General features: G+C 72.1%; 20 protein-coding genes and 1 tRNA gene. 14 read left to right on the top strand and 7 right to left on the bottom strand.

From position 1 onward, the window contains the following. Window positions 1-27 precede the first annotated feature (27 nt). The 9 genes from AC0B9F_RS29485 (at window position 28) to AC0B9F_RS29445 (ending at window position 9,801) form a co-directional block, all read left to right on the top strand. Window positions 28-831 (top strand): hypothetical protein, encoded by an 804-nt coding sequence (locus AC0B9F_RS29485; RefSeq protein ID WP_472007677.1) that lies wholly within the window; start codon window positions 28-30, stop codon window positions 829-831. 146 nt (window positions 832-977) lie between these two features. After that, a complete protein-coding gene (locus AC0B9F_RS29480; RefSeq protein ID WP_472007675.1) occupies window positions 978-1,718 on the top strand; it encodes a YcnI family copper-binding membrane protein in 741 nt (246 codons plus the stop codon). Between the two features lie 82 nt (window positions 1,719-1,800). Beyond that, on the top strand, window positions 1,801-2,457 hold the full coding sequence (locus AC0B9F_RS29475; RefSeq protein WP_472007674.1) for an SCO family protein: 657 nt from the start codon (window positions 1,801-1,803) through the stop codon (window positions 2,455-2,457). After that, window positions 2,454-2,939 (top strand): copper chaperone PCu(A)C, encoded by a 486-nt coding sequence (locus AC0B9F_RS29470; protein WP_472007672.1) that lies wholly within the window; start codon window positions 2,454-2,456, stop codon window positions 2,937-2,939. Before AC0B9F_RS29475 ends, AC0B9F_RS29470 begins: the two co-directional genes overlap by 4 nt. Window positions 2,940-2,949: 10 nt before the next feature. Further along, the gene (locus tag AC0B9F_RS29465; RefSeq protein WP_472007671.1) at window positions 2,950-4,815 is read left to right on the top strand and encodes a copper resistance CopC/CopD family protein; all 1,866 of its coding nucleotides are present in this window, start codon (window positions 2,950-2,952) and stop codon (window positions 4,813-4,815) included. A gap of 7 nt (window positions 4,816-4,822) precedes the next feature. Then, on the top strand, window positions 4,823-6,130 hold the full coding sequence (gene efeB, locus AC0B9F_RS29460) for an iron uptake transporter deferrochelatase/peroxidase subunit (RefSeq protein WP_472007670.1): 1,308 nt from the start codon (window positions 4,823-4,825) through the stop codon (window positions 6,128-6,130). A 157-nt stretch (window positions 6,131-6,287) separates the two neighbouring features. Further along, window positions 6,288-7,223 (top strand): prephenate dehydratase, encoded by a 936-nt coding sequence (pheA, locus tag AC0B9F_RS29455; protein WP_472007669.1) that lies wholly within the window; start codon window positions 6,288-6,290, stop codon window positions 7,221-7,223. Between the two features lie 506 nt (window positions 7,224-7,729). Continuing rightward, window positions 7,730-9,007 (top strand): serine--tRNA ligase, encoded by a 1,278-nt coding sequence (serS, locus tag AC0B9F_RS29450; protein ID WP_472007668.1) that lies wholly within the window; start codon window positions 7,730-7,732, stop codon window positions 9,005-9,007. Next, window positions 9,004-9,801 (top strand): HAD family hydrolase, encoded by a 798-nt coding sequence (locus AC0B9F_RS29445; RefSeq protein WP_472007667.1) that lies wholly within the window; start codon window positions 9,004-9,006, stop codon window positions 9,799-9,801. Before serS ends, AC0B9F_RS29445 begins: the two co-directional genes overlap by 4 nt. A 160-nt stretch (window positions 9,802-9,961) precedes the next feature. Here the strand turns inward: AC0B9F_RS29445 and AC0B9F_RS29440 are convergent. The 5 genes from AC0B9F_RS29440 to AC0B9F_RS29420 form a co-directional block, all read right to left on the bottom strand. Next, window positions 9,962-10,046 (bottom strand) — tRNA-Ser (locus AC0B9F_RS29440). Window positions 10,047-10,332: 286 nt separating this feature from the next. Continuing rightward, entirely contained in the window at window positions 10,333-11,052 is a 720-nt protein-coding gene (locus AC0B9F_RS29435; protein WP_472007666.1) for an ABC transporter permease, read from the bottom strand. Window positions 11,053-11,062: 10 nt separating this feature from the next. Next, window positions 11,063-11,974 (bottom strand): ABC transporter ATP-binding protein, encoded by a 912-nt coding sequence (locus AC0B9F_RS29430; RefSeq protein WP_472007664.1) that lies wholly within the window; start codon window positions 11,972-11,974, stop codon window positions 11,063-11,065. 105 nt (window positions 11,975-12,079) lie between these two features. Beyond that, a complete protein-coding gene (locus AC0B9F_RS29425; RefSeq protein ID WP_472007663.1) occupies window positions 12,080-12,988 on the bottom strand; it encodes an ABC transporter permease subunit in 909 nt (302 codons plus the stop codon). Then, window positions 12,978-13,958, bottom strand: coding sequence for an ABC transporter ATP-binding protein (locus tag AC0B9F_RS29420; RefSeq protein ID WP_472007745.1), 981 nt, complete (start codon window positions 13,956-13,958; stop codon window positions 12,978-12,980). Before AC0B9F_RS29420 ends, AC0B9F_RS29425 begins: the two co-directional genes overlap by 11 nt. Before the next feature lie 235 nt (window positions 13,959-14,193). Here AC0B9F_RS29420 and AC0B9F_RS29415 point away from each other — a divergent pair, with 235 nt between their 5' ends. From AC0B9F_RS29415 to AC0B9F_RS29395, 5 genes are all read left to right on the top strand, one after another. Beyond that, window positions 14,194-15,036, top strand: a complete 843-nt coding sequence (locus tag AC0B9F_RS29415; protein WP_472007662.1) for a M24 family metallopeptidase — start codon at window positions 14,194-14,196, stop codon at window positions 15,034-15,036. Then, entirely contained in the window at window positions 15,033-16,790 is a 1,758-nt protein-coding gene (locus AC0B9F_RS29410) for an SDR family oxidoreductase (RefSeq protein ID WP_472007660.1), read from the top strand. The genes AC0B9F_RS29415 and AC0B9F_RS29410 overlap by 4 nt, the downstream gene beginning before the upstream one ends. 164 nt (window positions 16,791-16,954) lie before the next feature. Next, window positions 16,955-17,518, top strand: a complete 564-nt coding sequence (locus AC0B9F_RS29405) for an RNA 2'-phosphotransferase (protein ID WP_472007659.1) — start codon at window positions 16,955-16,957, stop codon at window positions 17,516-17,518. A gap of 67 nt (window positions 17,519-17,585) precedes the next feature. After that, window positions 17,586-18,497: an LLM class flavin-dependent oxidoreductase gene (locus AC0B9F_RS29400; RefSeq protein WP_472007658.1), complete on the top strand. Its 912-nt coding sequence runs from the start codon at window positions 17,586-17,588 to the stop codon at window positions 18,495-18,497. Between the two features lie 120 nt (window positions 18,498-18,617). Next, window positions 18,618-19,505 carry an HAD family hydrolase gene (locus AC0B9F_RS29395; protein ID WP_472007657.1) on the top strand — a complete coding sequence of 296 codons (888 nt, stop codon included), beginning with the start codon at window positions 18,618-18,620 and terminating at the stop codon, window positions 19,503-19,505. Window positions 19,506-19,564: 59 nt separating this feature from the next. On the opposite strand, the gene AC0B9F_RS29390 is transcribed toward AC0B9F_RS29395, so the two are convergent. Then, complete coding sequence (locus AC0B9F_RS29390) at window positions 19,565-20,632, bottom strand: M23 family metallopeptidase (RefSeq protein ID WP_472007655.1); 1,068 nt, start codon at window positions 20,630-20,632, stop codon at window positions 19,565-19,567. Window positions 20,633-20,798: 166 nt separating this feature from the next. Continuing rightward, complete coding sequence (gene cydD, locus AC0B9F_RS29385; protein WP_472007653.1) at window positions 20,799-24,368, bottom strand: thiol reductant ABC exporter subunit CydD; 3,570 nt, start codon at window positions 24,366-24,368, stop codon at window positions 20,799-20,801. Window position 24,369 lies beyond the last annotated feature (1 nt).

Here is a 24,369-nt window from a genome sequence, read left to right as displayed (position 1 = left end):
TAAGGGCAGTGCGATGATGGGCCCGCCATGACTGCCCCCCACCCGCGCTCAGTGCGCGCCGGACGCGATGTCCGGCTTCTGCGGGCCGCGGTGTTCGCCGCGGTCTGCGTCGTGCTGGCCGCCGGTGGGCACGCGCTCGCGTCCTGCGCGAGCGTCCCGTTGTGGACGCTGGGCGCGGGTTTCCTCGGGGTGTTCCTCGTCGCCGCGGCGCTGGCCGGGCGGCAACGCTCCCTGTGGGGGATCGCCGCGCTGCTCGGGGCCGGACAGACCGTGCTGCACACGCTGTTCGGGCTGGGCCAGCACACCACCGCCATCACCTCGGCGGATTCGGAGGGCTCGGTGGTGGCGCAGGCCGCGCGGCTGGTGTGCGGGGCCGGGGCGGCTCCGCTCAGCCCCGTCCAGGCCCAGCGGATCCTCGCGACCGCGCGCGTCCAGGGCGCCCCGGCGCATCATCCGGCCGACGCCCTGTCCACCGCCGCCGGCTCCCCCGCCGCCCTGTTGCCGTCGCTGCCGATGCTGCTCGGGCACGTGCTCGCGGCGCTGGCCGCGGGCTGGCTGCTGCGCCGTGGGGACTCCGCCCTGCTGCGGATCATGGAACTGGCCGCGCTGTCGGCGCACGAGGTCGCGGAGGGGGCGCTCATCCGGTCCCTGCGCGCGGCGCTCGCGCTGGTGCGCGCCCTGCTGGCCGGGCTGCCGTCGGCGCCCGCCACGGGTCCGCGCCCGGCGCGCACCGCGCTGCTCGCGCCGCCCGTCCCGCACACCACCGCACTCCAGCACACGGTGATCCGGCGCGGTCCGCCGGCCGCCGCCGCACTCGTCCTCGCCGCCTAGCGCGACGCGACCGCCACTCCACGAGATCACGAGGGGCCGGCGCCGTCGTGCGGCGCAGCACGCACGCGTACGCGTGCGTATCCCTCTTCCTCACCGGTCGGCCCTTTCCCGCCACCGGACTCACTCGAAGTGGAGTGCACCCTTCCATGAAGGTTTCCCGTGCAGCCGTCCCCGTCGTTCTCGCCGTGGCCGGTCTGACCGCTCTGTCGACGCCCGCCTTCGCGCACGTGTCCGTGCAGCCCGAGGGCGCCGCCGCCAAGGGCGGTTACGCCGTCGTCGACTTCAAGGTGCCCAACGAGCGCGACAACGCCTCGACCACCAAGGTCGAGGTCAACCTGCCCGCCGACCACCCGCTGGCCTCGGTGGCGCCGCAGGCGATCCCGGGCTGGAAGATCGAGTTCACCAAGGCGAAGCTGGCCAAGCCGCTCACGATGCACGGCGAGAAGATCACCGAGGCGGTCTCCAAGGTCACCTGGACCGCCGAGGGCGAGGGCATCAAGCCGGGCTACTTCCAGAAGTTCCCGCTCTCCGTCGGCCAGCTGCCCGAGGACACCGACAAGCTCGTCTTCAAGGCGATCCAGACGTACTCCAACAAGGAGGTCGTGCGCTGGATCGAGGTACCGCAGGACGGGCAGGCCGAGCCCGAGAACCCCGCCCCGGTCCTCACGCTGACCGCCGCCTCGGACGACGAGCACGGCGCGTCCGGCGCCTCCGACGCCTCCGGCGACAGCGCCTCGGGCACCGAGAAGACCGCCGCCGCGACGCAGGCGTCCGACGGCCACGACACCGACACCACCGCCCGCGTGCTCGGCATCGTGGGCATCGTCGTCGGCGCGGCGGGCGTGGCGTACGGCGTGTTCGCCGGCCGCCGGCGCACCGCCGCCTGACCTTCGCCCGTCCGTGACGTGCGCGGGAGCCGTACCGCGGCTCCCGCGCACGCCCGGTGATCGACCTTTGGGATCCCTCTCCATGCGCACCAAGATGTTCGCCTCGGCCGCACTCCTCGCCGCCGCCGCCCTCACCCTGACCGCCTGCGGCGGCGGTGACGACAGCAGCTCCAGTCCCGTCTCCGTCGTCTCCGAGGAGTCCGGCTCGGGCAAGGCCGGCACCGTCCTCGACCAGCCGTTCGAGAAGCCGGACCTGGTCCTGACCGACACCCACGGCAAGCCGTACGACTTCCGCAAGGAGACCGCGGGCCGGCCCACGCTGATCTACTTCGGCTACACGCACTGCCCGGACGTGTGCCCGCTGACGATGAGCAACATCGCCGTCGCCAAGAAGCAGCTGCCGAAGGCCGAGCAGGACAAGCTGCGGGTCGTGTTCGTCACCACCGACCCCGGCCGCGACACCCCGGCCGAGCTGGGCAAGTGGCTGAACGGCATCGACAGCCAGTTCGTCGGTCTGACCGGGAACTTCGCCACCATCCAGGCGGGCGCCCGCACCCTGGGCATCTCCATCGAGCCGACGAAGAAGGACAAGAACGGCAAGCTCGTCTCGGTGCACGGCACGCAGGTCTTCACCTTCTCCCCGAAGACCGACCGCGGCTACCTGTACTACGGCGAGGACACCACCGTCGACGACTACACCAAGGACCTCCCCAAGATCATCAAGGGGGAGAACCCGTGAGGGCCTGCGCCGCGGGTGCCGCCGCGCTGACCGGCGCCCTGCTCCTCACCGGGTGCGGCTCCTCCGGCTCCGGGTCAGGCGCCGGGGCAGGGTCGGGGTCCGGGTCGGGCAAGGCCGTGCTGTCCGTCAGCTCCGCCTACATGCCCCAGCCCGTCTCGGACATGGCGGCCGGCTTTCTGACCATCGCCAACGACGGCGGTACGAAGGACGAGCTGACCTCCGTCACCAGCGACGTGGCCGGCAGTGTCACCGTCCACGAGACCGCGGGCGGGTCGATGCGCGAGGTGGCCGCCCTCCCGGTCCCGGCGCACGGCCGGGTGGTGTTCGCCAGCGGCGGCAACCACCTGATGTTCGACCGGCTGAAGCGCAAGCCGAAGCAGGGCGAGAACGTGACCGTCGTGCTCCACTTCGCCCGGTCCGGCGCCGTCGAGGTGCGGATGCCGGTGAAGGCCGCGACGTACAACCCCGCGACCGGACACTGAGGGAGCCACCGTGACCCCGACCATCGCCCCCCGCGTCCGGACCCTGGTGCTGCTGTTCGTGGCCGCGCTCGGCGCGCTGCTCGCCGGTGCCACGCCGGCCTCCGCGCACGCCGCGCTGACCGGCAGCGACCCCCAGCAGGGGGTGGTGGTCAAGCAGGCGCCCGCCCGGGTCTCCCTGACCTTCTCCGAGAAGGTCGCCCTCAACGACGACTCGCTGCGCGTCCTCGACCCCAAGGGCAAGCGCGTCGACGACGCCAAGCCGTCCGAGGTCAGCGGCACCACGTACGCCGTGGCCCTGCACAGCGGGCTGCCGGACGGCACGTACACCGTCACCTACCAGGTGGTCTCGGCGGACAGCCACCCCGTCTCCGGCGCCTACACCTTCTCCATCGGCGCCCCCTCCCGGACCTCCGTCGCCGTCGGCGGGCAGGTGGCCGGGGGCGGCGTCGTCGGCGGGCTGTACGGGCTCGGCCGGTATGTGTCGTACGCCGGTTTCATCGTCATGACCGGCGGTGCCGCCTTCGTGCTGGCCTGCTGGCGGCGCGGCACCGGCGTGCGGGCCGTGCAGCGGCTCGTGGTCTCCGGCTGGGTCGCCCTGACCGCCGCCACCCTCGCGCTGCTGCTCCTGCGCGGCGCCTACACCACCTCCGGCAAGGCGAGCGACATCGTCGACCTGGATCTGCTCGGCCAGGTCCTGCAGACCAAGTCGGGCGCGGCGCTGGTGTCCCGGCTGCTGCTGCTCGCGGCGGCGGCGCTGTTCATCGCGGTCCTCTTCGGCTCCTACGACAAACGCGAGGAGGAGGAAAAGCGCGATCTGACCTTCGGGCTGGCGCTCGGCGGCACCGTCGTCGCCGCCGGTCTCGCGGCGAGCTGGGCGATGGCCGAACACGCCTCCGTCGGACTCCAGGCGGGTCTGGCCATGCCGGTCGACGTCGTGCATCTGCTCGCCGTCGCGACCTGGCTCGGCGGGCTGACCGCGCTGCTGGTCGCCCTGTACTTCGCGCCCGCCGACACCCCGGTCGAGGCCGCCGCCGTGCGCCGCTTCTCCACCGTCGCCTTCACCAGCGTCCTCGCCCTCGTCGCGACCGGCGCCTACCAGTCCTGGCGGCAGCTCGGCTCCTGGTCCGCCTTCACCGGCACCGGCTACGGGCAGCTGCTGCTGGTCAAGATCGGGCTCGTGGCGCTGCTCATCGGCCTGGCGTCGATCTCCCGGCGCTGGACGGCCCGGCTGAGCGACCCGGTCGTCCAGCGGACGAAGAAGAAGGAGCGCGTCACCGCTCCCGCCGACGACTCCCCGCGCGCCGCGCAGCTCGCCCGGCAGCAGGCCGCCGTGGACGCCGCCCGCCGCAAGCAGCAGCGCGACGCCGACCCGGACCGGTTCGGGCTGCGGCGCTCCGTCCTCGCCGAGGCCGCCGTCGCCGTGGTGCTGCTCGCGGTGACCACCGTGCTCACCTCCACCGAGCCGGGCCGTACCGAGGAGGCAGCGAGGGCAGCCACCTCCTCGTCCTCTTCCGCCGCGTCCGTCGCCGGGCCGGGGGCCGTCACGCTGGACATCCCGTTCGACACCGGCGGCAAGGACGGCAAGGGCGTCGTCAGCATCGACCTCGACCCCGCCCGTGTCGGCGCCAACGAGATGCATGTCTACGTCACGCGCCCCGACGGCCGCGCCTACGACGTGCCCGAGCTGAAGATCGCCTTCACGCTCACCGCCAAGGACATCGGGCCGCTGCCCGTCGCCCCGGACCACATCACCACCGGACACTGGTCGGCGGACGGGGTGCAGATCCCCATGGCCGGCGAATGGAAGGTCGCCGTGACCGTGCGGACCTCCGACATCGACCAGGTGACCGTCTCCAAGAACGCGCAGATCGGCTGAGTGCACCATGCCTGACCAGTCCCCCTCGCCCGCCCCGTCCGCGGAACGTGGCACCGGTTCCGCGGAACGCGGCAGGAAGCCCGCGGAACGCGCCACGGAACCGCAGGGTGTCTCGCGCCGTCGGCTGCTCGGCACCGCGGGCGCCACCGGGCTCGTGCTCGGCACGGCCGGCGCGGCGGCGGGCTACGCGGCCGCGCCCGCGCAGGCCACGCCGCTCACCTCGCTCGGGGCGGACCGCGCGATGTTTCACGGGAAACATCAGCCCGGCATCACCGACGGCCTCCAGGCCCGCGGTCACCTCGCCGCCTTCGACCTCGCCCCGGGCGCGGGCCGCAAGGAGGCCGCCGCGCTGCTGCGCCGCTGGTCGGCTACGGCGGAGCGGCTCATGGCGGGCGAGCCCGCGGCCCATGACGACACCGACGTGGCCCGGGACGCCGGACCGTCCTCGCTGACGGTCACCTTCGGCTTCGGGCACAGCTTCTTCGGGAGGACCGGGCTGGACAAGCAGCGGCCCGTCGCGCTCGACCCGCTGCCCGCCTTCTCCTCCGACCAGCTCGACAAGGCCCGCAGCGACGGCGACCTGTGGGTGCAGATCGGCGCCGACGACGCGCTGGTCGCCTTCCACGCCCTGCGCGCGATCCAGAAGGACGCGGGCTCGGCGGCCCGGCTGCGCTGGCAGATGAACGGCTTCAACCGCACCCCGGGCGCCACCGCCCGTCCCATGACGGCCCGCAACCTCATGGGCCAGATCGACGGCACCCGCAATCCCAAGCCGGCGGACCCCGATTTCGACCAGCGCGTCTTCGTGCCGGCCGGCGGTGAACCCGCCTGGATGGCGAACGGCTCCTACGTCGTCGTCCGCCGTATCCGCATGCTCCTCGACGACTGGGAGAAGCTGCCGGTGCGCGACCAGGAGGCGGTGATCGGACGGCGCAAGTCCGACGGGGCGCCACTGTCCGGCGGCACCGAGACCACCGAGATGGACCTGGAGAAGACCGACGCGAACGGCGAGTACGTCGTGCCGGTCAACGCCCACGCCCGCATCACGCGGCCCGATCGCAACGGCGGCGCGGCGATGCTGCGGCGCCCGTTCTCGTACCACGACGGCTTCGACGCCAACGGGGTGCCGGACGCGGGGCTGCTGTTCATCTGCTGGCAGGCCGACCCGCTGCGCGGTTTCGTGCCGGTGCAGCGCAAGCTGGACCGCGGGGACGCGCTGTCGCGGTTCGTCCGCCATGAGAGCAGCGGGCTCTTCGCGGTGCCGGGCGGGGCGGCGCAGGGGGAGTACGTGGGGCAGCGGCTGCTGGAGGCGTGAGGGATCACGGGACTGGCGTGACCGGACAGGAAAACGGCGTGAGGGGATACAGGACGCGGTTCCGCGGCACGCGCGTTTTCCGGGTTCAAACCACTCGGTCGAGTGGCGTGCATGAGACGCCTGAGCCGGGGCGCCCTGCGGCCATTAGGGTGAGACCATGCCAGCGAGCTATGCGTATCTCGGCCCGGAGGGCACCTTCACCGAAGTCGCCCTGCGCACCCTTCCGGAAGCCGCCACCCGGGAGCTGATCCCGTATGTGTCGGTGCAGTCCGCACTCGACGCGGTGCGGGCCGGAGAGGCCGAAGCGGCGTTCGTGCCGATCGAGAACTCGGTCGAGGGCGGCATCACGACCACCCTTGACGAGCTGGTCGCGGGCGCGCCGCTGATGATCTACCGCGAGGTGCTGCTGTCGATCACCTTCGCGCTGCTGGTCCGGCCGGGCACCAAGCTGACGGACATCAAGACGGTCTCCGCCCATCCGGCGGCCCAGTCGCAGGTGCGCAACTGGCTGCGGGCACACCTCCCCGACGCCGACTGGGAGTCGGCCGCCTCGAACGCGGACGCCGCCCGCCTGGTCCAGGAGGGCCGCTACGACGCCGCCTTCGCCGGGGAGTTCGCCGCCGCCCGCTACGGCCTGGAGGCGCTGGAGACCGGCATCCATGATTTCCCGGAGACCGCGCAGACACGGTTCGTGCTGGTCGGACGCCCGGCCCGGCCCGCCGCGCCGACCGGCGCCGACAAGACCTCCGTCGTGCTGTGGCAGCGCGACGACCACCCCGGTGGACTGCGTGATCTGCTCGGCGAGTTCGCCACCCGGGGCATCAACCTGATGCTGCTCCAGTCCCGGCCGACGGGCGCCGGCATCGGCAACTACTGCTTCTGCGTCGACGCCGAGGGCCACATCTCCGACCGGCGGATGGCCGAGGCGCTGATGGGGCTGAAGAGGATCTGCCTCCAGCTGCGCTTCCTCGGCTCGTACCCGCGGGCGGAGGCCGGCCCCGGGGACGTACGGGCGCCGTTGCTCGGGACGTCGGACGAGGAGTTCGTGGCGGCGGCAGACTGGGTGGCGCGGTGCCAGGACGGGCGCTTCTGACGGGCCCCGGCCAGTCCTACCTGCATATCTTCGTTATCCACAGAAGTTATCCACAGGTGGGCTTCTCGACCTGGGGACAAGTCGACAGGGAAGCCCCAGTCAGTCGACAAATCGGCCTACAGGGCTCAAGTGCGGCCACAGGCGCATGGGTCACACTTCGTCCACCTGTTTCCTTTGAACAATCCTTTGGAGCGAACACTTTCCACTCGAAAGTGCGGCTAAAACGGGTTTGCACCGGGAATCCTGAGGTCCGCTTACGGTCACGGAGTGATCAATTCCGAAGTCCACAGATCTTTCTCACACCCTGTGGATAACTTTCCCGAGGCTGTGGATCCCTGTGGACGGAAAGAGGCCCCAAGTCCCGTCGCCCGCAAGCCAATCGACCCGACCGGCGACCGCACGGACACACCACGCAATTACCCCATAACGCAGCGTAAGGAACTATTCGGCGCGTCCGGTGAATAGTGAGTCGTGAGCCGTCACCCGGCACCGGTAGCCTTGACCGCGTGATTGACCTTCGCCTGCTTCGTGAGGACCCCGACCGTGTGCGCGCCTCTCAGCGCGCCCGTGGAGAGGACGTCGCGCTCGTCGACTCTCTCCTGTCTGCCGACGAGCGGCGCAGGTCCTCCGGCGTCCGCTTCGACGAGCTGCGTAACGAGCAGAAGTCGCTCGGCAAGCTGATCCCCAAGGCCTCCGCCGACGAGAAGGCCGACCTGCTCAAGCGGGCCGAGCAGCTGAAGGCCGACGTCAAGGCCGCCGAGGCCGAGCGCGACGCCGCCGACACCGAGACGCAGGAGCTGCTGCTCCGGCTCGGCAACCTCGTCCACCCCGACGTCCCCGTGGGCGGCGAGGAGGACTTCGTCACCCGCGAGACGCACGGCGAGATCCGCGACTTCGCCGCCGAGGGCTTCGAGCCCAGGGACCACCTGGAACTCGGCCAGCTGCTCGGCGCCATCGACACCGAGCGCGGCGCCAAGGTCTCCGGCTCCCGCTTCTACTTCCTCACCGGCGTCGGCGCCCTGCTCGAGCTGGCCCTGGTGAACGCCGCGCTGGCCCAGGCCACCGCCGCCGGCTTCACCCCGATGCTCACCCCGGCGCTGGTGCGCCCGCAGTCCATGGCCGGCACCGGCTTCCTCGGCCAGGCCGCACAGGACGTCTACCACCTCGACAAGGACGACCTGTACCTGGTCGGCACCTCCGAGGTGCCGCTGGCGGCGTACCACATGGACGAGATCATCGACGCCGACCAGCTGCCGCTGCGCTACGCCGGCTTCTCGCCGTGCTTCCGCCGTGAGGCCGGCTCGCACGGCAAGGACACCCGCGGCATCTTCCGCGTGCACCAGTTCGACAAGGTCGAGATGTTCTCCTACGTCACCCCCGAGGAGTCGCAGGAGGAGCACAAGCGGCTGCTGGAGTGGGAGAAGCAGTGGCTGACCTCGCTCGAACTGCCCTTCCGGGTGATCGACGTCGCCTCCGCCGACCTCGGCGCCTCGGCCTCCCGCAAGTTCGACTGCGAGGCGTGGATCCCCACCCAGGGCAAGTACCGCGAGCTGACCTCGACCTCGGACTGCACCGAGTTCCAGTCCCGCCGGCTGTCCATCCGCGTCCGCGAGGACAAGAAGGTCCGCCCGCTGGCCACGCTCAACGGCACGCTGTGCGCCGTACCGCGCACGATCGTGGCGATCCTGGAGAACCACCAGCAGGCCGACGGCTCGGTCCGGGTGCCCGAGGTGCTGCGCCCCTACCTGGGCGGCCGGGAGGTCCTGGAGCCGGTGGCCAAGTGAGTTTCCCGTACGGGCTCGTCGCCACCGACCTCGACGGAACGCTCCTGCGCTCCGACGAGTCGATCTCGCAGCGCACCCGTGACGCGCTCGCCGCGGCCACCGCGGCGGGCGCGGCCCACATCGTCGTCACCGGCCGCGCGGTCCCCTGGACCCGGCACATCCTCGACGACCTCGGCTACCGAGGCCTCGCGGTGTGCGGCCAGGGCGCCCAGGTGTACGACGCCGGGGAGCACCGCCTGCTGACCACGGTCACCCTGGACCGGCAACTGGCCGGGGTGGCGCTGGCGAAGATCGAGGCGGAGGTCGGCCCGCTGTACCTGGCGGCCAGCCGTGACGGCCTGGACGGCGAGGTGCTGGTCGGCCCCGGCTACGCGCTCACGGGCTCGCTGCCCGCGACGCCGTTCGCGGACGCGTCCGATCTGTGGAGCGCCCCGCTGAACAAGATCTACATTCAGCATCCCGAGCTGTCGGACGACGAGCTGGCCGAGGCGGCCCGGCGGGCCGCGGGCGGCTTCGTCGGCGTCGCCATGGCCGGCGCGGGCATCGTCGAGCTGCTGCCGCTCGGCCTGTCGAAGGCCACGGGGCTGTCGCTGGCGGCGCGCCGGCTGAAGCTGAAGGCGGCCGACACGATTGCCTTCGGCGACATGCCCAACGATGTTCCGATGTTCGCGTGGGCGGCGCGGGGTGTGGCCATGGCCAACGCCCACGAAAAGCTCAAGGCGGTCGCCGACGAGGTGACGTCCTCCAACGAGGAGGACGGAATCGCAGAGGTACTGGAACGGCTGCTGCCGTAACAGGGTTCGCGCCGTGGGGGGCGGTGCGTTGCCGCCGACGGAACCGCAGTTCCCCAGGGGCGCGGGGAACTGCGCGACCAGCCCACCCTCACCCGCCGCCCGACAACGCACCGCCACCCCAGCGGCGCCCCCCACACCCAGCCCCAGTGGCAACGTCTCGCGGAGGATGCACGGATCGAACGTGCGCGGGGTCGCCCCCGACCACGGCTTAGCAAACCGGTGCCTTACCACTCGGCCAATCCTCCGGGTGGGCGGCCCACGCGAGAGCGACATCGCGTGCTCGAAGCGGCCGCCCCGGGCAGCTCCCCGTGCGGCGGGGACTCGACGGCGAGGTGACTACACCGTGATCCGCCGCGGACTGCCCTGTCGGGAGCTGGACGTACTGCCGTGCATGGACATCGTCCCGCTCCTCTCCCAGACGGTGGCGCCGGACGGAGGGCCCGGCGGCTGGACATCAACCACTGTCCCGGAACGGGGAGTTGGCCGCCACCGAATTTTCCCCCCCTGCCGGCGCCACGCGTGGCGCCTGCGCTACTCCTCGCCCGCCAGCGTGAGCGACCGCAGCTTCTGCCCGGCGTACCAGGTCGCCAGCACGGTGACGGCGATCAGCAGCACCGTCGCCGTCGTCAGCCCGACGTCGGAGGTGACCAGGTCACCGCCCGCGACCTTGTGGGCCACGGCCAGGGACCACTGCTGGATGCTGAGCGTGCGCGCGCCGGGCACCAGGGAGCCGAACAGCGCCTCCCAGACCAGGGCGTAGACCAGGCCGAAGACCACCGCGTGCCGGGACACCGTGCCCAGCAGCAGGAACACGGCGGCGTAGGCGATGGAGGAGACGAGCGCGGCCACCGTGTAGGCGACGGCGATCTGCTGGCCGTTGCCGTTGAGGACGAAGCCCGCGATCAGCGTGGGCACGGCGGAGAAGACCATGGTCACGGCGATCGCGACGATCAGCTTGGTGAGGATGATCGTGGGCCGCTTGACCGGCTTGGACAGCAGGTAGACGACCGAGCCGTCGTCGATCTCGGGACCGATCGCGCCGGTGCCGGCGATGACGCCGATGATCGGCACCATGGTGGCGAGCGCGAACCCGCCGAGGACGTCCGACGCGGTCTGGTCGTCGGCGCCGGTGAGCGCGCGCACGGCGACGGAGATGACGATCAGTACCAGCGGCAACGCGCCGAGGATGAGGGCCCGGCGACGGCCGAGCAGGGCCCGATAGGTGAGCCGGGCGACAGTGGGGTCGTACATCTTCGGCCTCCTACGCCGCGACCAGGTAAGAGAACACGGACTCGAGGGACTCGTCGGACGGCGAGACCGTCAGCAGCCGGATGCCGTTCGCCTTGGCGACGCGCGGCAGCAGGGCGGTGAAGCGGGCGAAGTCGACGGCCTGGACGCGCAGCGCGCCCTCGGCGTGGTCGACCTCGATGCCGGAGGTGGACGGGTCGGAGATCAGCGCGGCCGCGAGAGCGCGGTCGTCGCTGGAGCGGACCAGGTAGCGGTGCGGCCGGTCGGTCATCAGGCGGCGGATCTTGCGGAAGTCGCCGCTGGCGGCGTGACGTCCGGCGACGATCACCTCGATGTGCCAGGCGAGCTGTTCGACCTCTTCGAGGATGTGCGAGGAGAACAGCACGGTACGGCCGTCGTCGCCCATGCGCTTGAGCAGCTCCATCAGCTGCATGCGCTGGCGCGGGTCCATCCCGTTGAACGGCTCGTCGAGCAGCAGCAGCGAGGGGTCGTGGACGAGCGCGCTGGCCATCTTCACGCGCTGCCGCATGCCCTTGGAGTAGGTGGCAATCCTGCGGTCCTGGGCGTACTCCATCTCGACCGTCGCGAGGGCCCGCTGGGCCTCCTTGTCGCCCAGGCCGTGCAGTTCGGCGTTGGCGACGACGAACTCGCGGCCGGTGAGGAAGTCGTACATCGCCTCACGCTCGGGGACGATGCCGATGTGCCGGTAGATCTGCTCGTTGCGCCACACGGGCTGCCCGTCGAGGGTGACGGTGCCGGTGGAGGGGGCGAGGAAGCCGCCCATCATGTTGATCAGGGTGGACTTCCCGGCGCCGTTGGGGCCGAGCAGGCCGGTCACGCCGGGCCCGATGGTCATGGTGACGTCGTTGACGGCGACCACGTTGCCGAACCAGCGCGAGACGTGGTCGAGGGACAGAGTGCTCATGGGCGCAGCCCATTCCTTGGAAGGGTGGTGGTGGGCGACGGGGACAGAGTGCTCATGGGCGCAGCCCATTCCTTGGAAGGGTGGTGGTGGGCGACGGGTGGGCTGTCACAGTCCCACCTTCTTGTAGCGGCGGTTCAGCAGCCCGTAGCTCGCGGCGATCAGGCCGAGGGTGACGAGGACATAGGCGGCCCCCTGAGCGTCGGACGGGCCGTCGCCTCCGGGGAAGGCGGACGAGGCGCCGAGGAACGCGGACTGCACGCCGTCGATCAGCGTCGTCGGTGAGAACAGTCCCAGCCAGGCGATCGCTCCGGTGCTGTTCTGCGCGTAGGCGATGCCCTGGACGACGGAGACGGCGCCGTAGGAGATGGTCAGCACGGCGATCACGGCGGCGATGCCGAAGCCGCGGCGGGGGGTGACGGAGGCGATGACCAGGCCGATCCCGGCGAAGAGCAGTGACAGCAGTGCCACGGAGACGAGTCCTTGTGCGAATCCCTCGGTCTGGTCGGCGAAGTCCAGCTTGGCGAGCAGCGCGCCGACGTAGAGCACGAGCAGCGGGGTGGCCGTGAGCAGGAAGAGCGCCGAGGCGAGCGCGGCGTACTTCGCGCGGACGTAGTCGGCGGTCTCGATGGGCCGTGAGAAGTACAGCGGGACGGTCTTGAAGCGCAGGTCGCGCGAGACCGACTGGGGTGCCTGCGAGGCGACGTACAGGCTGATGACGGCCTGCATGATGATCGCGTAGCGGGTGTAGTCGACGGGCAGGTCCTTGGCCTTGGTGGCGACGGCGACCGCGACCATGATGGCGGCCGGCACGCACATCACCACGAACAGCAGCATCGGCAGCACCTTGGACTTGGCCGACCGGCCGAGGCCGTACGCGCCGCGCAGGGACTGCGTGTACAGCGAGCGGCGGGCGTAGGCGCGGCCGAGGCGGGGGCCGTCGTAGTTGCGGTAGCCGATGTCGTGGATGCGGGACTGGGCCCCGGGGGACGGGGCGAGGGGGTGGTCAACGGCCATGGCCCACGGCCTCCTTCCGGCTGTCGTCGCTGCGGCGGTCGTCGTCGTGGGTGAAGACCTCGGAGATGTGGTGGCGGCGCTGCTCCATGCGGACCAGGCCGAGGCCGAGGTCGGCGACCACGTCGCGGATCAGGTCGTAGGTCTCCTCGCCCTGCGCGGTCAGGAGCAGGGTGTGGCCGGCGCCGGGCAGGCCGCTGCCGTCGTCGTGGGTGCTCACCCCGCGCGCGTGCAGCGCCTCGCGGACCGCGCGGGTGCCGTCCGGGTGCTCGTCGGTGTCGGTGACCTCGATGGCGAGGGTGGTCGTGGTCTGCGTGAAGTCGGTGGTGGAGCTGGAGCGCAGGAGCTTGCCGCCGTCGACGACGACGACGTGGTCGCAGGTGCGCTCCAGCTCTCCCAGCAGATGGGAGGTGACCAGGACGGAGATGCCGAAGTCGGTGTGCACACGGCGGATCAGGCCGAGCATCTCGTCGCGGCCGACCGGGTCGAGACCGTTGGTGGGTTCGTCGAGGAAGACCAGCTGCGGGTCGTGCACCAGGGCCTGGGCGAGCTTCACGCGCTGTTTCATGCCCGTGGAGTAGCCGCCGATGGGGCGGTAGCGCTCCTCGTACAGGCCTACGTGGCGCAGGGTGTCCGCGGTGCGCTCGCGGGCCGCGGTGGCCGGCAGGCCCGACATGCGGGCCATGTGCACGACGAACTCGGTGGCCGAGACGTCGGGCGGCAGGCAGTCGTGCTCCGGCATGTAGCCCACCCGTTCCCGGATGGCGGCGCCCTGGGTGGCGACGTCGAGGCCGAGCACCTCGGCGCGGCCCTCGCTCGCGGGCGACAGACCCAGCAGGATCTTGATCAAGGTCGACTTGCCGGCGCCGTTGGCCCCGACGAGTCCGGTCACACCGGGTCCGATGTCCACGGACAGCCGGTCGAGCGCGGTCACCCTCGGGAACCGCTTGCTCAGGCTTTCGGTCGCGATCACAGTCACGTCGTCGACACTAGTGACACGGGCCACGGAAAGCGTCAGACCGCAGAGCCGTCCTCGTATCACCCTCGAGTTGTACGGGCCCGTAGGGGATGTGGTGCCTGAGAGCTACGGACGACCCCTCCACCCGCCGCGAACCACCTATTGACTCCACGTCTAACAAGTGCCAGATTCGCTCACGTCACGTTACGGGCACGTACCGCAGTCGACGAGGACCGCTGGAGGCGTTGGCATGACGACCGCAGTGACCCGCGAGGTCTCCGCTGAGCTGCGAGGTTTCCGGCGGGTGCAGCGCCTGGCCTACGAGTGCGCCGAGGCGGTGGCGGCCCGGCTGCAACCGGGAGTGAGCGAACGCGAGGCGGCGCGGATGCAGCGCGAGTGGCTGCGTGAGCGGGGCGTGCGCGACTGGTTCCACATGCCGTTCGCCTGGTTCGGTGACCGCACCGCGTTCGTGAACTTCCGGGTGCCGCTGCAGTTCTTCCCCACCGACCGGCGCCTGGAGCCGGGGATGCCGTTCATCCTGGACATGGCCCCGGTATTCGAGGGTTACACCGCGGACATCGGCTACTCCGGCTCGCTCGGCCTGAATCCCGTGCAGAACAAGCTGATGGCGGACCTGGAGGCGCACCGCGGGCTGATCCTTCGCGAGGTGCGTGAGCGGCGGCCGCTGCGCGAGATCTACGAGGACGTGGACCGGCTCATGGTCCGCCAGGGCTATGCCAACCGGCACCGCGCCTACCCGTTCGGTGTGATCGCGCACAAGGTGGACCGGGTGCCGGAACGCCGCTTCAGCCCGCGCCTGTTCGGGTTCGGCACGCAGTCGCTCAAGGGACTGCTCGCCGACGCGGTGCACGGTCACCGTGAGGGCTGGTCGCCGCTGTGGTCGCCGTACCGTTTCTCCGACCATCCGCCGCAGCCGGGGCTGTGGGCGGTCGAACCCCACCTCGGCTTCCGGGGTACCGGCGCGAAGTTCGAGGAGATCCTGGTCGTCACCGACTCCGCGGACCCTCAGGAGAGCGCCTTCTGGCTGGACGACGATCTGCCGCACGTGCGGCGCTGGGCGGAGGACAAGTGACGGTCATGGGTGCTCGTGAACGCCGGGTGAGCACCGGCGGTGTGGAACTGTGCGTGGCCGAACTGGGCGACGCGGACCGTCCGACGGTGATCCTCGTGCACGGTTATCCGGACACCAAGGAGGTCTGGTCCGAGGTGGCCGTCCGGCTCGCCGACCACTTCCACGTCGTGCTGTACGACGTGCGCGGCCACGGCGGATCCACCGCGCCGAAGCCGCTGCGCGGCGGTTTCACACTGGAGAAGCTCACGGACGACTTCCTGGCGGTCGCCGACGCGGTCAGCCCGGACCGGCCGGTGCACCTGGTGGGGCACGACTGGGGGTCGGTGCAGTCGTGGGAGTTCGTCACGGTCAAGCGCACCGAGGGACGCATCGCCTCCTTCACCTCCATGTCGGGGCCGTCCCTCGATCACTTCGGCCACTGGATCAACAAGCGGCTCAAGCACCCCACGCCCCGCCGGGTCGGTCAGCTCCTCGGGCAGGGCGCCAAGTCCTGGTACGTCTACCTGCTGCACACGCCGGCCCTGCCCGAACTGGCCTGGCGCGGGACGCTGGGCAAGGCCTGGCCCGGCATTCTGCGGCGCGTCGAGCGCACGCCCGACGGCGACTACCCCACCGCGTCGCTGCCCGGCGACGCCGCGCACGGCGCCTGGCTGTACCGCGACAACGTCCGCGCCCGGCTGCGCAGGCCGCGTCAGGACGCGTACGCGCACGCGCCCGTGCAGCTCATCACGCCCGTACAGGACGCGTTCTTGTCGGAGCGGCTCTACGACGACCTGGAGCTGTGGGTTCCGCAGCTGACGCGCCGCACGCTCCCGGCCAGGCACTGGATACCGCGGACGCGTCCCGACCAACTGTCGGCGTGGATCACCGAGTTCGTCTCGTCCCTCGAGGACGGCCGGCAGCAGGTGCGGCCGACGGGCCGCCACGCCGACCGCTTCGGCGGCCAGCTCGTCCTGGTCACCGGTGCGGGCAGCGGCATCGGCCGGGCCACGGCGTACGCGTTCGCCGAGGCCGGGGCGCGGGTGATCGCCGTCGACCGGGACGCCGAGGCGGCCGCGCGGACGGCCGAGATGTCCCGGCTCATCGGCTCACCGGACGCCTGCGCGGAGGCCGTTGACGTCTCCGACGAGCAGGCGATGGAGAAGCTCGCGCAGAAGGTCGCCGTCGAGTACGGCGTCGTCGACGTGCTGGTGAACAACGCCGGAATCGGGTTGTCCGGCAGCTTCTTCGACACCACGCCGGACGACTGGCGCAAGGTCCTCGACGTCAACTTGTGGGGTGTGATTCACGGTTGCCGTCTCTTCGGGCGGCAGATGACCGAGCGCGGTCAGGGCGGCCACATCGTCAACGTCGCGTCCGCGGCCGCGTACCAGCCGTCCCGTGCGCTGCCCGCGTACAGCACGTCCAAGGCGGCCGTGCTGATGCTCAGCGAGTGCCTGCGGGCCGAACTCGCCGAGCAGGCCATCGGGGTGAGCGCGATCTGCCCCGGATTCGTCAACACCAGCATCACGTCCACGGCTCACTTCGCGGGAGTGGACGCGGAGGAGGAACGACGTCGGCAGAAGCGCACGGCGCGGCTGTACGGGGCGCGCAACTACCCGCCGGAGAAGGTTGCTGACGCTGTGTTGGACGCGGTGGTGAGCAATGCGGCGGTGGTGCCCGTGACGCCCGAGGCGCGCTTGTTCCACGCCATGTCCCGCTTCGCTCCAGGTGCGTTGCGGGCGCTGGCGCGCGTGCGGCCGCCCGGCTCTTGACCAAGAGGCCGTTTGTCAAGCTCGGTTGACCAATAGGCCCTCCGTCTGGTGCAGTTGTCCACACAACTTCCAAGTAGCCTGTGGATAACTGCACTTGGTTGTGGATCAAACCTGAGCGCGAAAAAAATGTGCGTGACACAGGTCTCTCGCGTCATCATGACGGTATGAACAAAAACGACACGGACGACAGACGCGTCGTGCGGGTGTCGAAGTACCTCTCGAAGCATCTGCGGCACCAGCCCGACCGCATCGGACTGACGCTGGACGAGGGCGGCTGGGTCGAGATCGACGCGCTCCTGGCCGCGGCGGCCCAGCACGGCTTCCCGGTCACCCGGGACGAGCTGGAGCACGTCGTCGCCGTCAACGACAAGCGGCGCTTCGCGATCGAGGGCGGCCGGATCCGCGCCAGCCAGGGCCACAGCGTCGAGGTGGACCTGGGCCTGCCGCCGGCGACCCCGCCTCCGTACCTGTACCACGGCACCGTCGCCCGCCACCTGGACGCGATCCGCACCGAGGGACTGCGGCCCATGAACCGGCACGATGTGCACCTCTCGGCCGACCGGGAGACCGCAGGCCGTGTGGGTGCGCGCCGCGGCAGGCCCGTCGTGCTGTCGGTCGACGCCGGCGCCATGCACCGAGACGGCCACCTTTTCCACGTCAGCGCCAACGGGGTGTGGCTCACCCGAACCGTTCCCCCGCGCTACCTGCGCTTTCCCGGGAGGCACTGACGCCCCGACGGCGCCCCCGAGTGATCGTTTCACGTGAAACACGGGTGTGCGCCTACCCTCGGAGGCTATGAGTCTGCGTCTGAGCACCGTGATCCTCCCCTACCGCCGCTGGAACGAAGGCGGCCGTTCGGCCTGGACGCGGGCCGAACAGCTCGGCTTCCACACCGCGTACACCTACGACCACCTCGCCTGGCGAAGCTTCCGGGACGGGCCGTGGTTCGGTGCGATCCCCACGCTGACGGCGGCCGCGTCGGTCACCGACCGGCTGCGGCTGGGAACGCTGGTGACCTCGCCGAACTTCCGGCACCCCGTGACCCTCGCCAAGGAGCTGATCTCCCTGGACGACATCTCCGGTGGCCGGGTCACCCTGGGCATCGGAGCGGGCGGCAACGGCTTCGACGCCACGACGCTGCTGCAGGAGGGCCAGGAACCGTGGGCGCCCCGGGAGCGCGCCGACCGGTTCGCCGAGTTCGTACCGCTGCTGGACCGGCTCCTCACCGAGGACGCGGTCACATACGACGGGACCTTCTACTCGGCACGTGAGGCGCGCAACATCCCCGGCTGCGTACAGCGCCCCCGGCTGCCCTTCGCCGTGGCCGCGACCGGTCCGCGCGGGCTGAAGCTCGCCGCCCGCCACGGGCAGGCCTGGGTGACCACCGGCGACCCGAAACTGTACGAGAGCGGCACCCCCGAGCAGTCGGTGCAGGCCCTGCGCGGCCAGATGCAGAAGCTGTCCGAGGCGTGCGCGGCCATCGGACGGGACGTCGCCGGACTGGACAAGGTCCTGCTGACCGGCTTCACCCCGGACCGCGGCCGCCCCCTGGAGTCGCTGGACGCCTTCGTGGACTTCGCCGGCCGCCACCGGGAGCTGGGGTTCACCGAGATCGTCCTCCACTGGCCGATCCCCGACTCGGACTTCGCGGCGGATCAGAAGGTCTTCGAGGACATCGCCATGGAGGGCCTCGCACAGCTGGGGTGACGCAGGGCCGGGGGGAGGCGGAGAATCGCGCCGCGCTGCGTGGCCGCGGGGTGGGCCCCGCATGGGGGAAACCCTCAGATGCCCTCAGATGTGCACAGTGCCGCACGGGCGTGCGGGCATATGCGGGACAATGACCCGGTGACCTCAGCGACCCGACAGCCCGAGACCCCGGCCGCCGCTCTCCCGCCGCGGTTGATCGCCACCGATCTCGACGGCACGCTGCTGCGCGACGACAAGTCGGTGTCGCCGCGCACAGTCGCCGCCCTCGCCGCCGCCGAGGAGGCGGGCATCGAGGTCTTCTTCGTCACCGGCCGCCCGGCCCGCTGGATGGACGTCGTCAGCGACCACGTCCACGGCCACGGCCTGGCGATCTGCGGCAACGGCGCCGCCGTGGTCGACCTGCACGGCGGGCCAGGCGCCCACCGGTTCGTGAAGGTGCGCGAGCTAGCCCGGGAGAACGCGCTGGACTCCGTACGCCTGCTGCGCGACGCGGCGCCGGGCACCGTGTACGCCATCGAGCAGACCTACGGCTTCAACCAGGAGCCGGACTACCCGAAGCTGCACATGGAAATCCCCGACGTCCTCCTGACCGCCGAGGAACTGCTCGGCCCGGACGGCCCGCTGCCCGACGAGCCGGTGCTGAAGATCCTGGCCTACCACCCCTCGATCGAGCCGGACGCCTTCCTCACCCTCGCCCGGCTGGCGATCGGCGGGCGGGCCAACGTCACCCGGTCCAGCCCCAGCGCCCTGCTGGAGATCAGCGGTCCGGACGTCTCCAAGGCCAGCACCCTCGCCCTGTGCTGCGCCGAGCGCGGCATCTCGCACGAGGAGGTCGTCGCCTTCGGGGACATGCCCAACGACGTCGAGATGCTCACCTGGGCCGGCCGGTCGTACGCCATGGGCAACGCCCACCCGGACGTGATCGCCGCGGCCTCGGGACGGACGATCGCCAACAACGACGACGGAGTGGCCGTCGTGATCGAGCGGCTGCTGACCGAGCGGGGGTAGCGCCTGCCGCCCCGCTGGCACCCGCGGCCCGGTGTCGGGCCAGCGCCTGTCGGCCGGCGTCAGGCCACCGGCACCCCGCGTTCCGCCAGCCACGGCAGCGGGTCGAGCGCCGATCCCATGTCCGGGGTGATCCGCACCTCGAAGTGCAGGTGAGGGCCGGTGGAGTTGCCGGACGTGCCGGACTGGCCGATCCACTGCCCCGCCAGCACCTGCTGCCCCGCGTCGACGCCGGCGGCGGCCAGATGGCCGTACTGCGTGTAGTAGCCGCCGGGGTGCTGGAGCACGATCTCGATGCCGAAGGCGCCCCCGCAGGACACCCGCACCACCCGCCCGGCGCCCACGGCCCGCACCGGCGTGCCGATCGGCACCGCGAAGTCCTGCCCGGTGTGCCGGTGCGCCCAGTGCGAGCCGTCGCTGCCGAAGCCCGCGGACAGCCGGTACGTCTCCACCGGGGCGACCCACGCGCGCGTGCCGTCGAGCGGCGGCTGGTCGAGCCGGACGGCGCCGCGGCAACTGCCCGCCGCGACAGACTCGTCGGCCTGTCCCTGCAACCGGGTCCGGGCGTCCTCGAGCTTCGCCTCGATGCCCTTCTTCAACCCGGCGAGTTCTGCGGTGCGCTGCTCCAGCGCCTGCCAGGCGGCCGCCGCCTTCGCCTCGTCGGCGCTCAGCCGTGCCTCAGCCCGCCGGTTCCGGTCGATCGCGAGGGCCACGGTCGCCTGGGTCCGGGCGAAGGCGTGCTGTCCGCGCAACGCCTCCTCGGGGTGGTCGGCCAGCAGGAGCCGCGCGGTCATCGGAAGCCCGCCGCCGGTGCGGTACTGGGCCCGCGCGATCCGGCCCAGGTCCTTGTGCAGCACGCCCAGCTGCTGCCGCTGCCGCTCCAGCAGGGCCTCGGCGCGCAGGGCCCGCACGCGCTGCGCGTCGGCCTCCCGGCGCCCCTGCTCGTACCGCTGGGTCGCCGTGGCCGCGTCCTGGTAGAGCCGCGCGACCTCCGCGCTGACGCCGGCACCGGCACCGGCACCGGCGCCGTCGCCGGGCTCGGCGTCGCCCGGCGCGGGGCCCGCCGCGAGCGCCGCCAGCGCGCTGAGCAGGACCACTACGGGCAACGGACGTCGGCGAAATGAGCGCATGTCAGCGATCGTCGCGCGGTACGGGCCACGCGGTCCTGTCCGTGTCGTACGACTGGGGGAGCGGTGTGCTGCGGACGGGTACGAACGCGGGCCCGGCGGCGTGTCGGAGCCGCGCGCCGGGCACTGTCCGGTACGGCGGCGCCCCGCCTGCCGGGCCCCGGTGTCGTCAGCGGGCTCCCACCAGCAGTTCCGCCTCCGCCTCCCGCGCGGCCATCCGCCGCAGCGGCCCCTCCTCGGTGGCCAGCCGTGCGTAGGGGCCCCGCTGCACGACGCGGCCGCCGTCCAGCACGATCACCTCGTCGACGGCCTCCAGACCGGCGAGCCGGTGCGTGACGAGCAGCGTCGTACGGCCCTCTGTGGCGGCCAGCAGGTCCGCGGTGAGGGCGTCGGCGGTCGGCAGGTCCAGGTGCTCGGCGGGCTCGTCCAGGACGAGGACGGGGAAGTCGGCGAGCAGGGCACGGGCCAGCGCCAGACGCTGCCGCTGCCCGCCGGACAGCCGGGCGCCGTGCTCGCCGATCAGCGTGTCGAGGCCGTCGGGCAGGCTGTCCGCCCAGGTGAGCAGCCGTGCCCGGGCGATCGCGCCGCGCAGGTCGGCCTCGGTTGCGTCCTTCTTCGCCAGCAGGAGGTTCTCGCGCACCGAGCTGTCGAAGAGGTGCGCGTCCTGGGCGCACAGCCCGACGAAACGGCGCACGTCGTCGCCGTCGAGCGTGCGGGCGTCCGCACCGCTCAGCGTGTACGACCCGGCCGCCGGGTCCAGGAAGCGCAGCAGAACCTGCGCGAGGGTCGTCTTGCCGGAACCGGACGGCCCGACCACGGCGATCCGGCGTCCGGGGCGCAGGGTGAGATCGACACCGGCGAGCGCGTCCCGGTCCTGGCCCGGGTAACGGGCGGTCAGGCCCTTCACGACGACCGGGAACGGCGTGGCGGGGGCCGCGAGCGGCCGCTCCGGCTCCCGGACGGGCGCGGGGGAGTCCAGTACGTCGTACACGCGCTCGGCGCTCTCGCGCACCCGCTGCCGGTACTGCGCGGCGAGCGGCAGGGACGTGACGGCCTCGAACGCGGCCAGCGGCGTCAGCACGACGACGGCCATCGCGACACCGCTCAGCCGTCCGGCGGCGACCGCCTGGGCGCCGACCAGGGCGGAGGCGGCGACCGTCAGCCCGGACAGCAGCGCGGTGAGCCCGTCACCGAGCGCGGTGGCGCCGGCGGCGCGGGCGGCGATCCCGGTCAGCGTCCGGTCCGCGCGAGCGGCTTCGGCGGTACGGGCGGGAAGGGCGCCGGCGACGGTGAGTTCGGCGGTGCCGGTGAGCACGTCGGTGACCCGGGTGGCCAGTTCCCCGCGGGCGGGCGCGAGCCGGCGTTCGGCGCGGCGGGCGACGGCGCCGGTGAGCGCCGGGACGCCCGCGCCGGCCGTGAGGAGACCGGCGGCGAGGACGGCACCCGCCTCGGGCAGCAGCCAGGCGGCGAAGCCGACCGCGGCGGCGGACACGAGGGCGGCGGCCCCGGCGGGCAGCAGCCAGCGCAGCCAGTAGTCCTGCAGCGCGTCGACGTCACCGACGAGCCGGGCCAGCAGGTCGCCCCGGCGCCGGGTGCGCAGTCCGGCGGGCGCCAGCCGCTCCAGACGCCGGTAGACCGCGACCCTGGTGTCGGCGAGCATCCGCAGCACCGCGTCGTGCGACACCAGCCGCTCCCCGTAGCGGAACACCGCGCGGCCGATGCCGAACGCGCGGGTCGCCGTCACGGCCACCATCAGATAGAGCACGGGCGGCTGCTGCGAGGCCCGGGAGATCAGCCAGCCGGACGTGGCCATGAGACCGACGGCGCTGCCCAGGGCGAGACTGCCGAGCAGCAGGGCGAGCAGCAGCCGGCCGCGCCGGGCCCCTGACATCGCCCGGACACGGGCGAGGACGCTCCCCCAGCCGCGCGGGGACCGGCGGGGCGTGGAACGGCTGGACGCGGACCGACTGGGCGTGGACCTGCTGGGCATGGGCTCGGCCGCGGGGTCGGCGGGGTAGTCCTCGGCAGCCGCCGCCTGCGGGGTGTTCTCCCCGCCACTCGCCGCGCGGGTGACCGGCTCGGCGGCGGCCTCCGGGCGCACCACGCGACCGGTGTCCTCCAGGCGTACGACCCGGTCCGCGACCCCCAGCAGGGCCGGCCGGTGGACGACGAGCAGCACCGTGCGGCCCACGGCGAGGCGGCGCACGGCCGCGACGACGTCCGCCTCGGTCCGTCCGTCGAGTGCGGCCGTCGGCTCGTCCAGCAGCAGCACCGGCCGGTCGGCGAGGAACGCCCGGGCCAGCGCGAGTCGCTGCCGCTGCCCGGCCGACAGCCCGGCCCCGTCCTCGCCGAGCAGCGTGCCGAGTCCGTCGGGCAGCGCGTCCACGAAGTCCAGCGCCCCCGCGTCGGCGAGGGCCTGCCGTACGGCGGTGTCGTCGGCGTCGGGGCGGGCCAGCCGGACGTTGTCGGCGACCGTCCCCGCGAACAGCTGCGGCCGCTGCGGCACCCAGGCGATCCGCGACCGCCACTGCTCCAGGTCGAGGTCCGTGAGGTCGGCTCCCCCGATCCGCACCCGCCCGCCGGCCGGCCGGACGAAGCCCAGCAGGACGTGCAGCAGGGTCGACTTGCCCGCCCCGCTGGGACCGACCAGGGCGACCGTCTCCCCCGGTGCGACGGCGAAGGACACGTCCGTCACCGCCTCAGCGGAGCGGCCGGGGTAGCGCACGGAGACGCCGTCGAAGGTGATGGCTCCGGCGGGCACGGCGTGCGTGCCCGGCTCCGGCAGCGGAGTCTCCAGTACGGCGAAAATCTCCTCCGCTGCCGCCAGCCCCTCCGCGGCCGCGTGGTACTGGGCGCCCACCTGGCGCAGGGGCAGATACGCCTCGGGGGCGAGGACGAGGACGACCAGGCCGTCGTAGAGCGTCATCTCGCCGTGGACGAGCCGCATGCCGATCGTGACGGCGACCAGGGCGACGGACAGCGTGGACAGCAGCTCCAGGGCGAAGGAGGACAGGAAGGCGATGCGCAGGGTGCGCATGGTCGCCTGGCGGTACTCGCCGGTGATCCGCCGGATCGACTCGGCCTGCGCCTTGGCCCGGCCGAACACCTTCAGTGTGGGCAGCCCGGCGACGACGTCGAGGAAGTGCCCGGACAGCCGGGACAGCAGCCGCCACTGCCGGTCCATCCGGGACTGGGTCGCCCAGCCGATCAGCATCATGAAGACGGGGATGAGCGGCAGGGTGGCGACGATGATGGCCGCCGACACCCAGTCCTCGGTGACGATCCGCGCCAGCACAGCCACGGGTACCGCCACCGCGAGCCCCAGCTGCGGCAGATAGCGCGAGAAGTAGTCGTCCAGCGCGTCGATGCCGCGCGTGGCGAGTGTGACCAGCGATCCGGTCCGCTGGCCGCTCAGCCAGCCCGGCCCGAGCCGGGAGGCCCGCTCCAGCAGCCGGCCCCGCAGCTCCGACTTCACCGCCGCACTCGCCCGGTGAGCGGCGAGTTCGGTGAGCCAGGAGACCAGGGCGCGGCCGCCGGCGACGGCCGCCAACAGCAGCAGGGGAGTGCGCAGCGCGGACACGGACTGGCCGTGCTGGAACGCGCCGACGACCGTCTCGGCGATGAGCATCGCCTGAGCGATGACGAGCACCGCCCCCAGGGCGCCCAGGGCGACCAGCGCCAGCAGGAAGCGGCGGGTGGCCCGGGCGTACCGGAGCAGACGCGGATCGATTGGTTTCACG

It is taken from the genome of Streptomyces sp. NPDC097129 (genome assembly GCF_055668065.1).
This window is presented reverse-complemented; position numbering and strand designations above follow the sequence as displayed.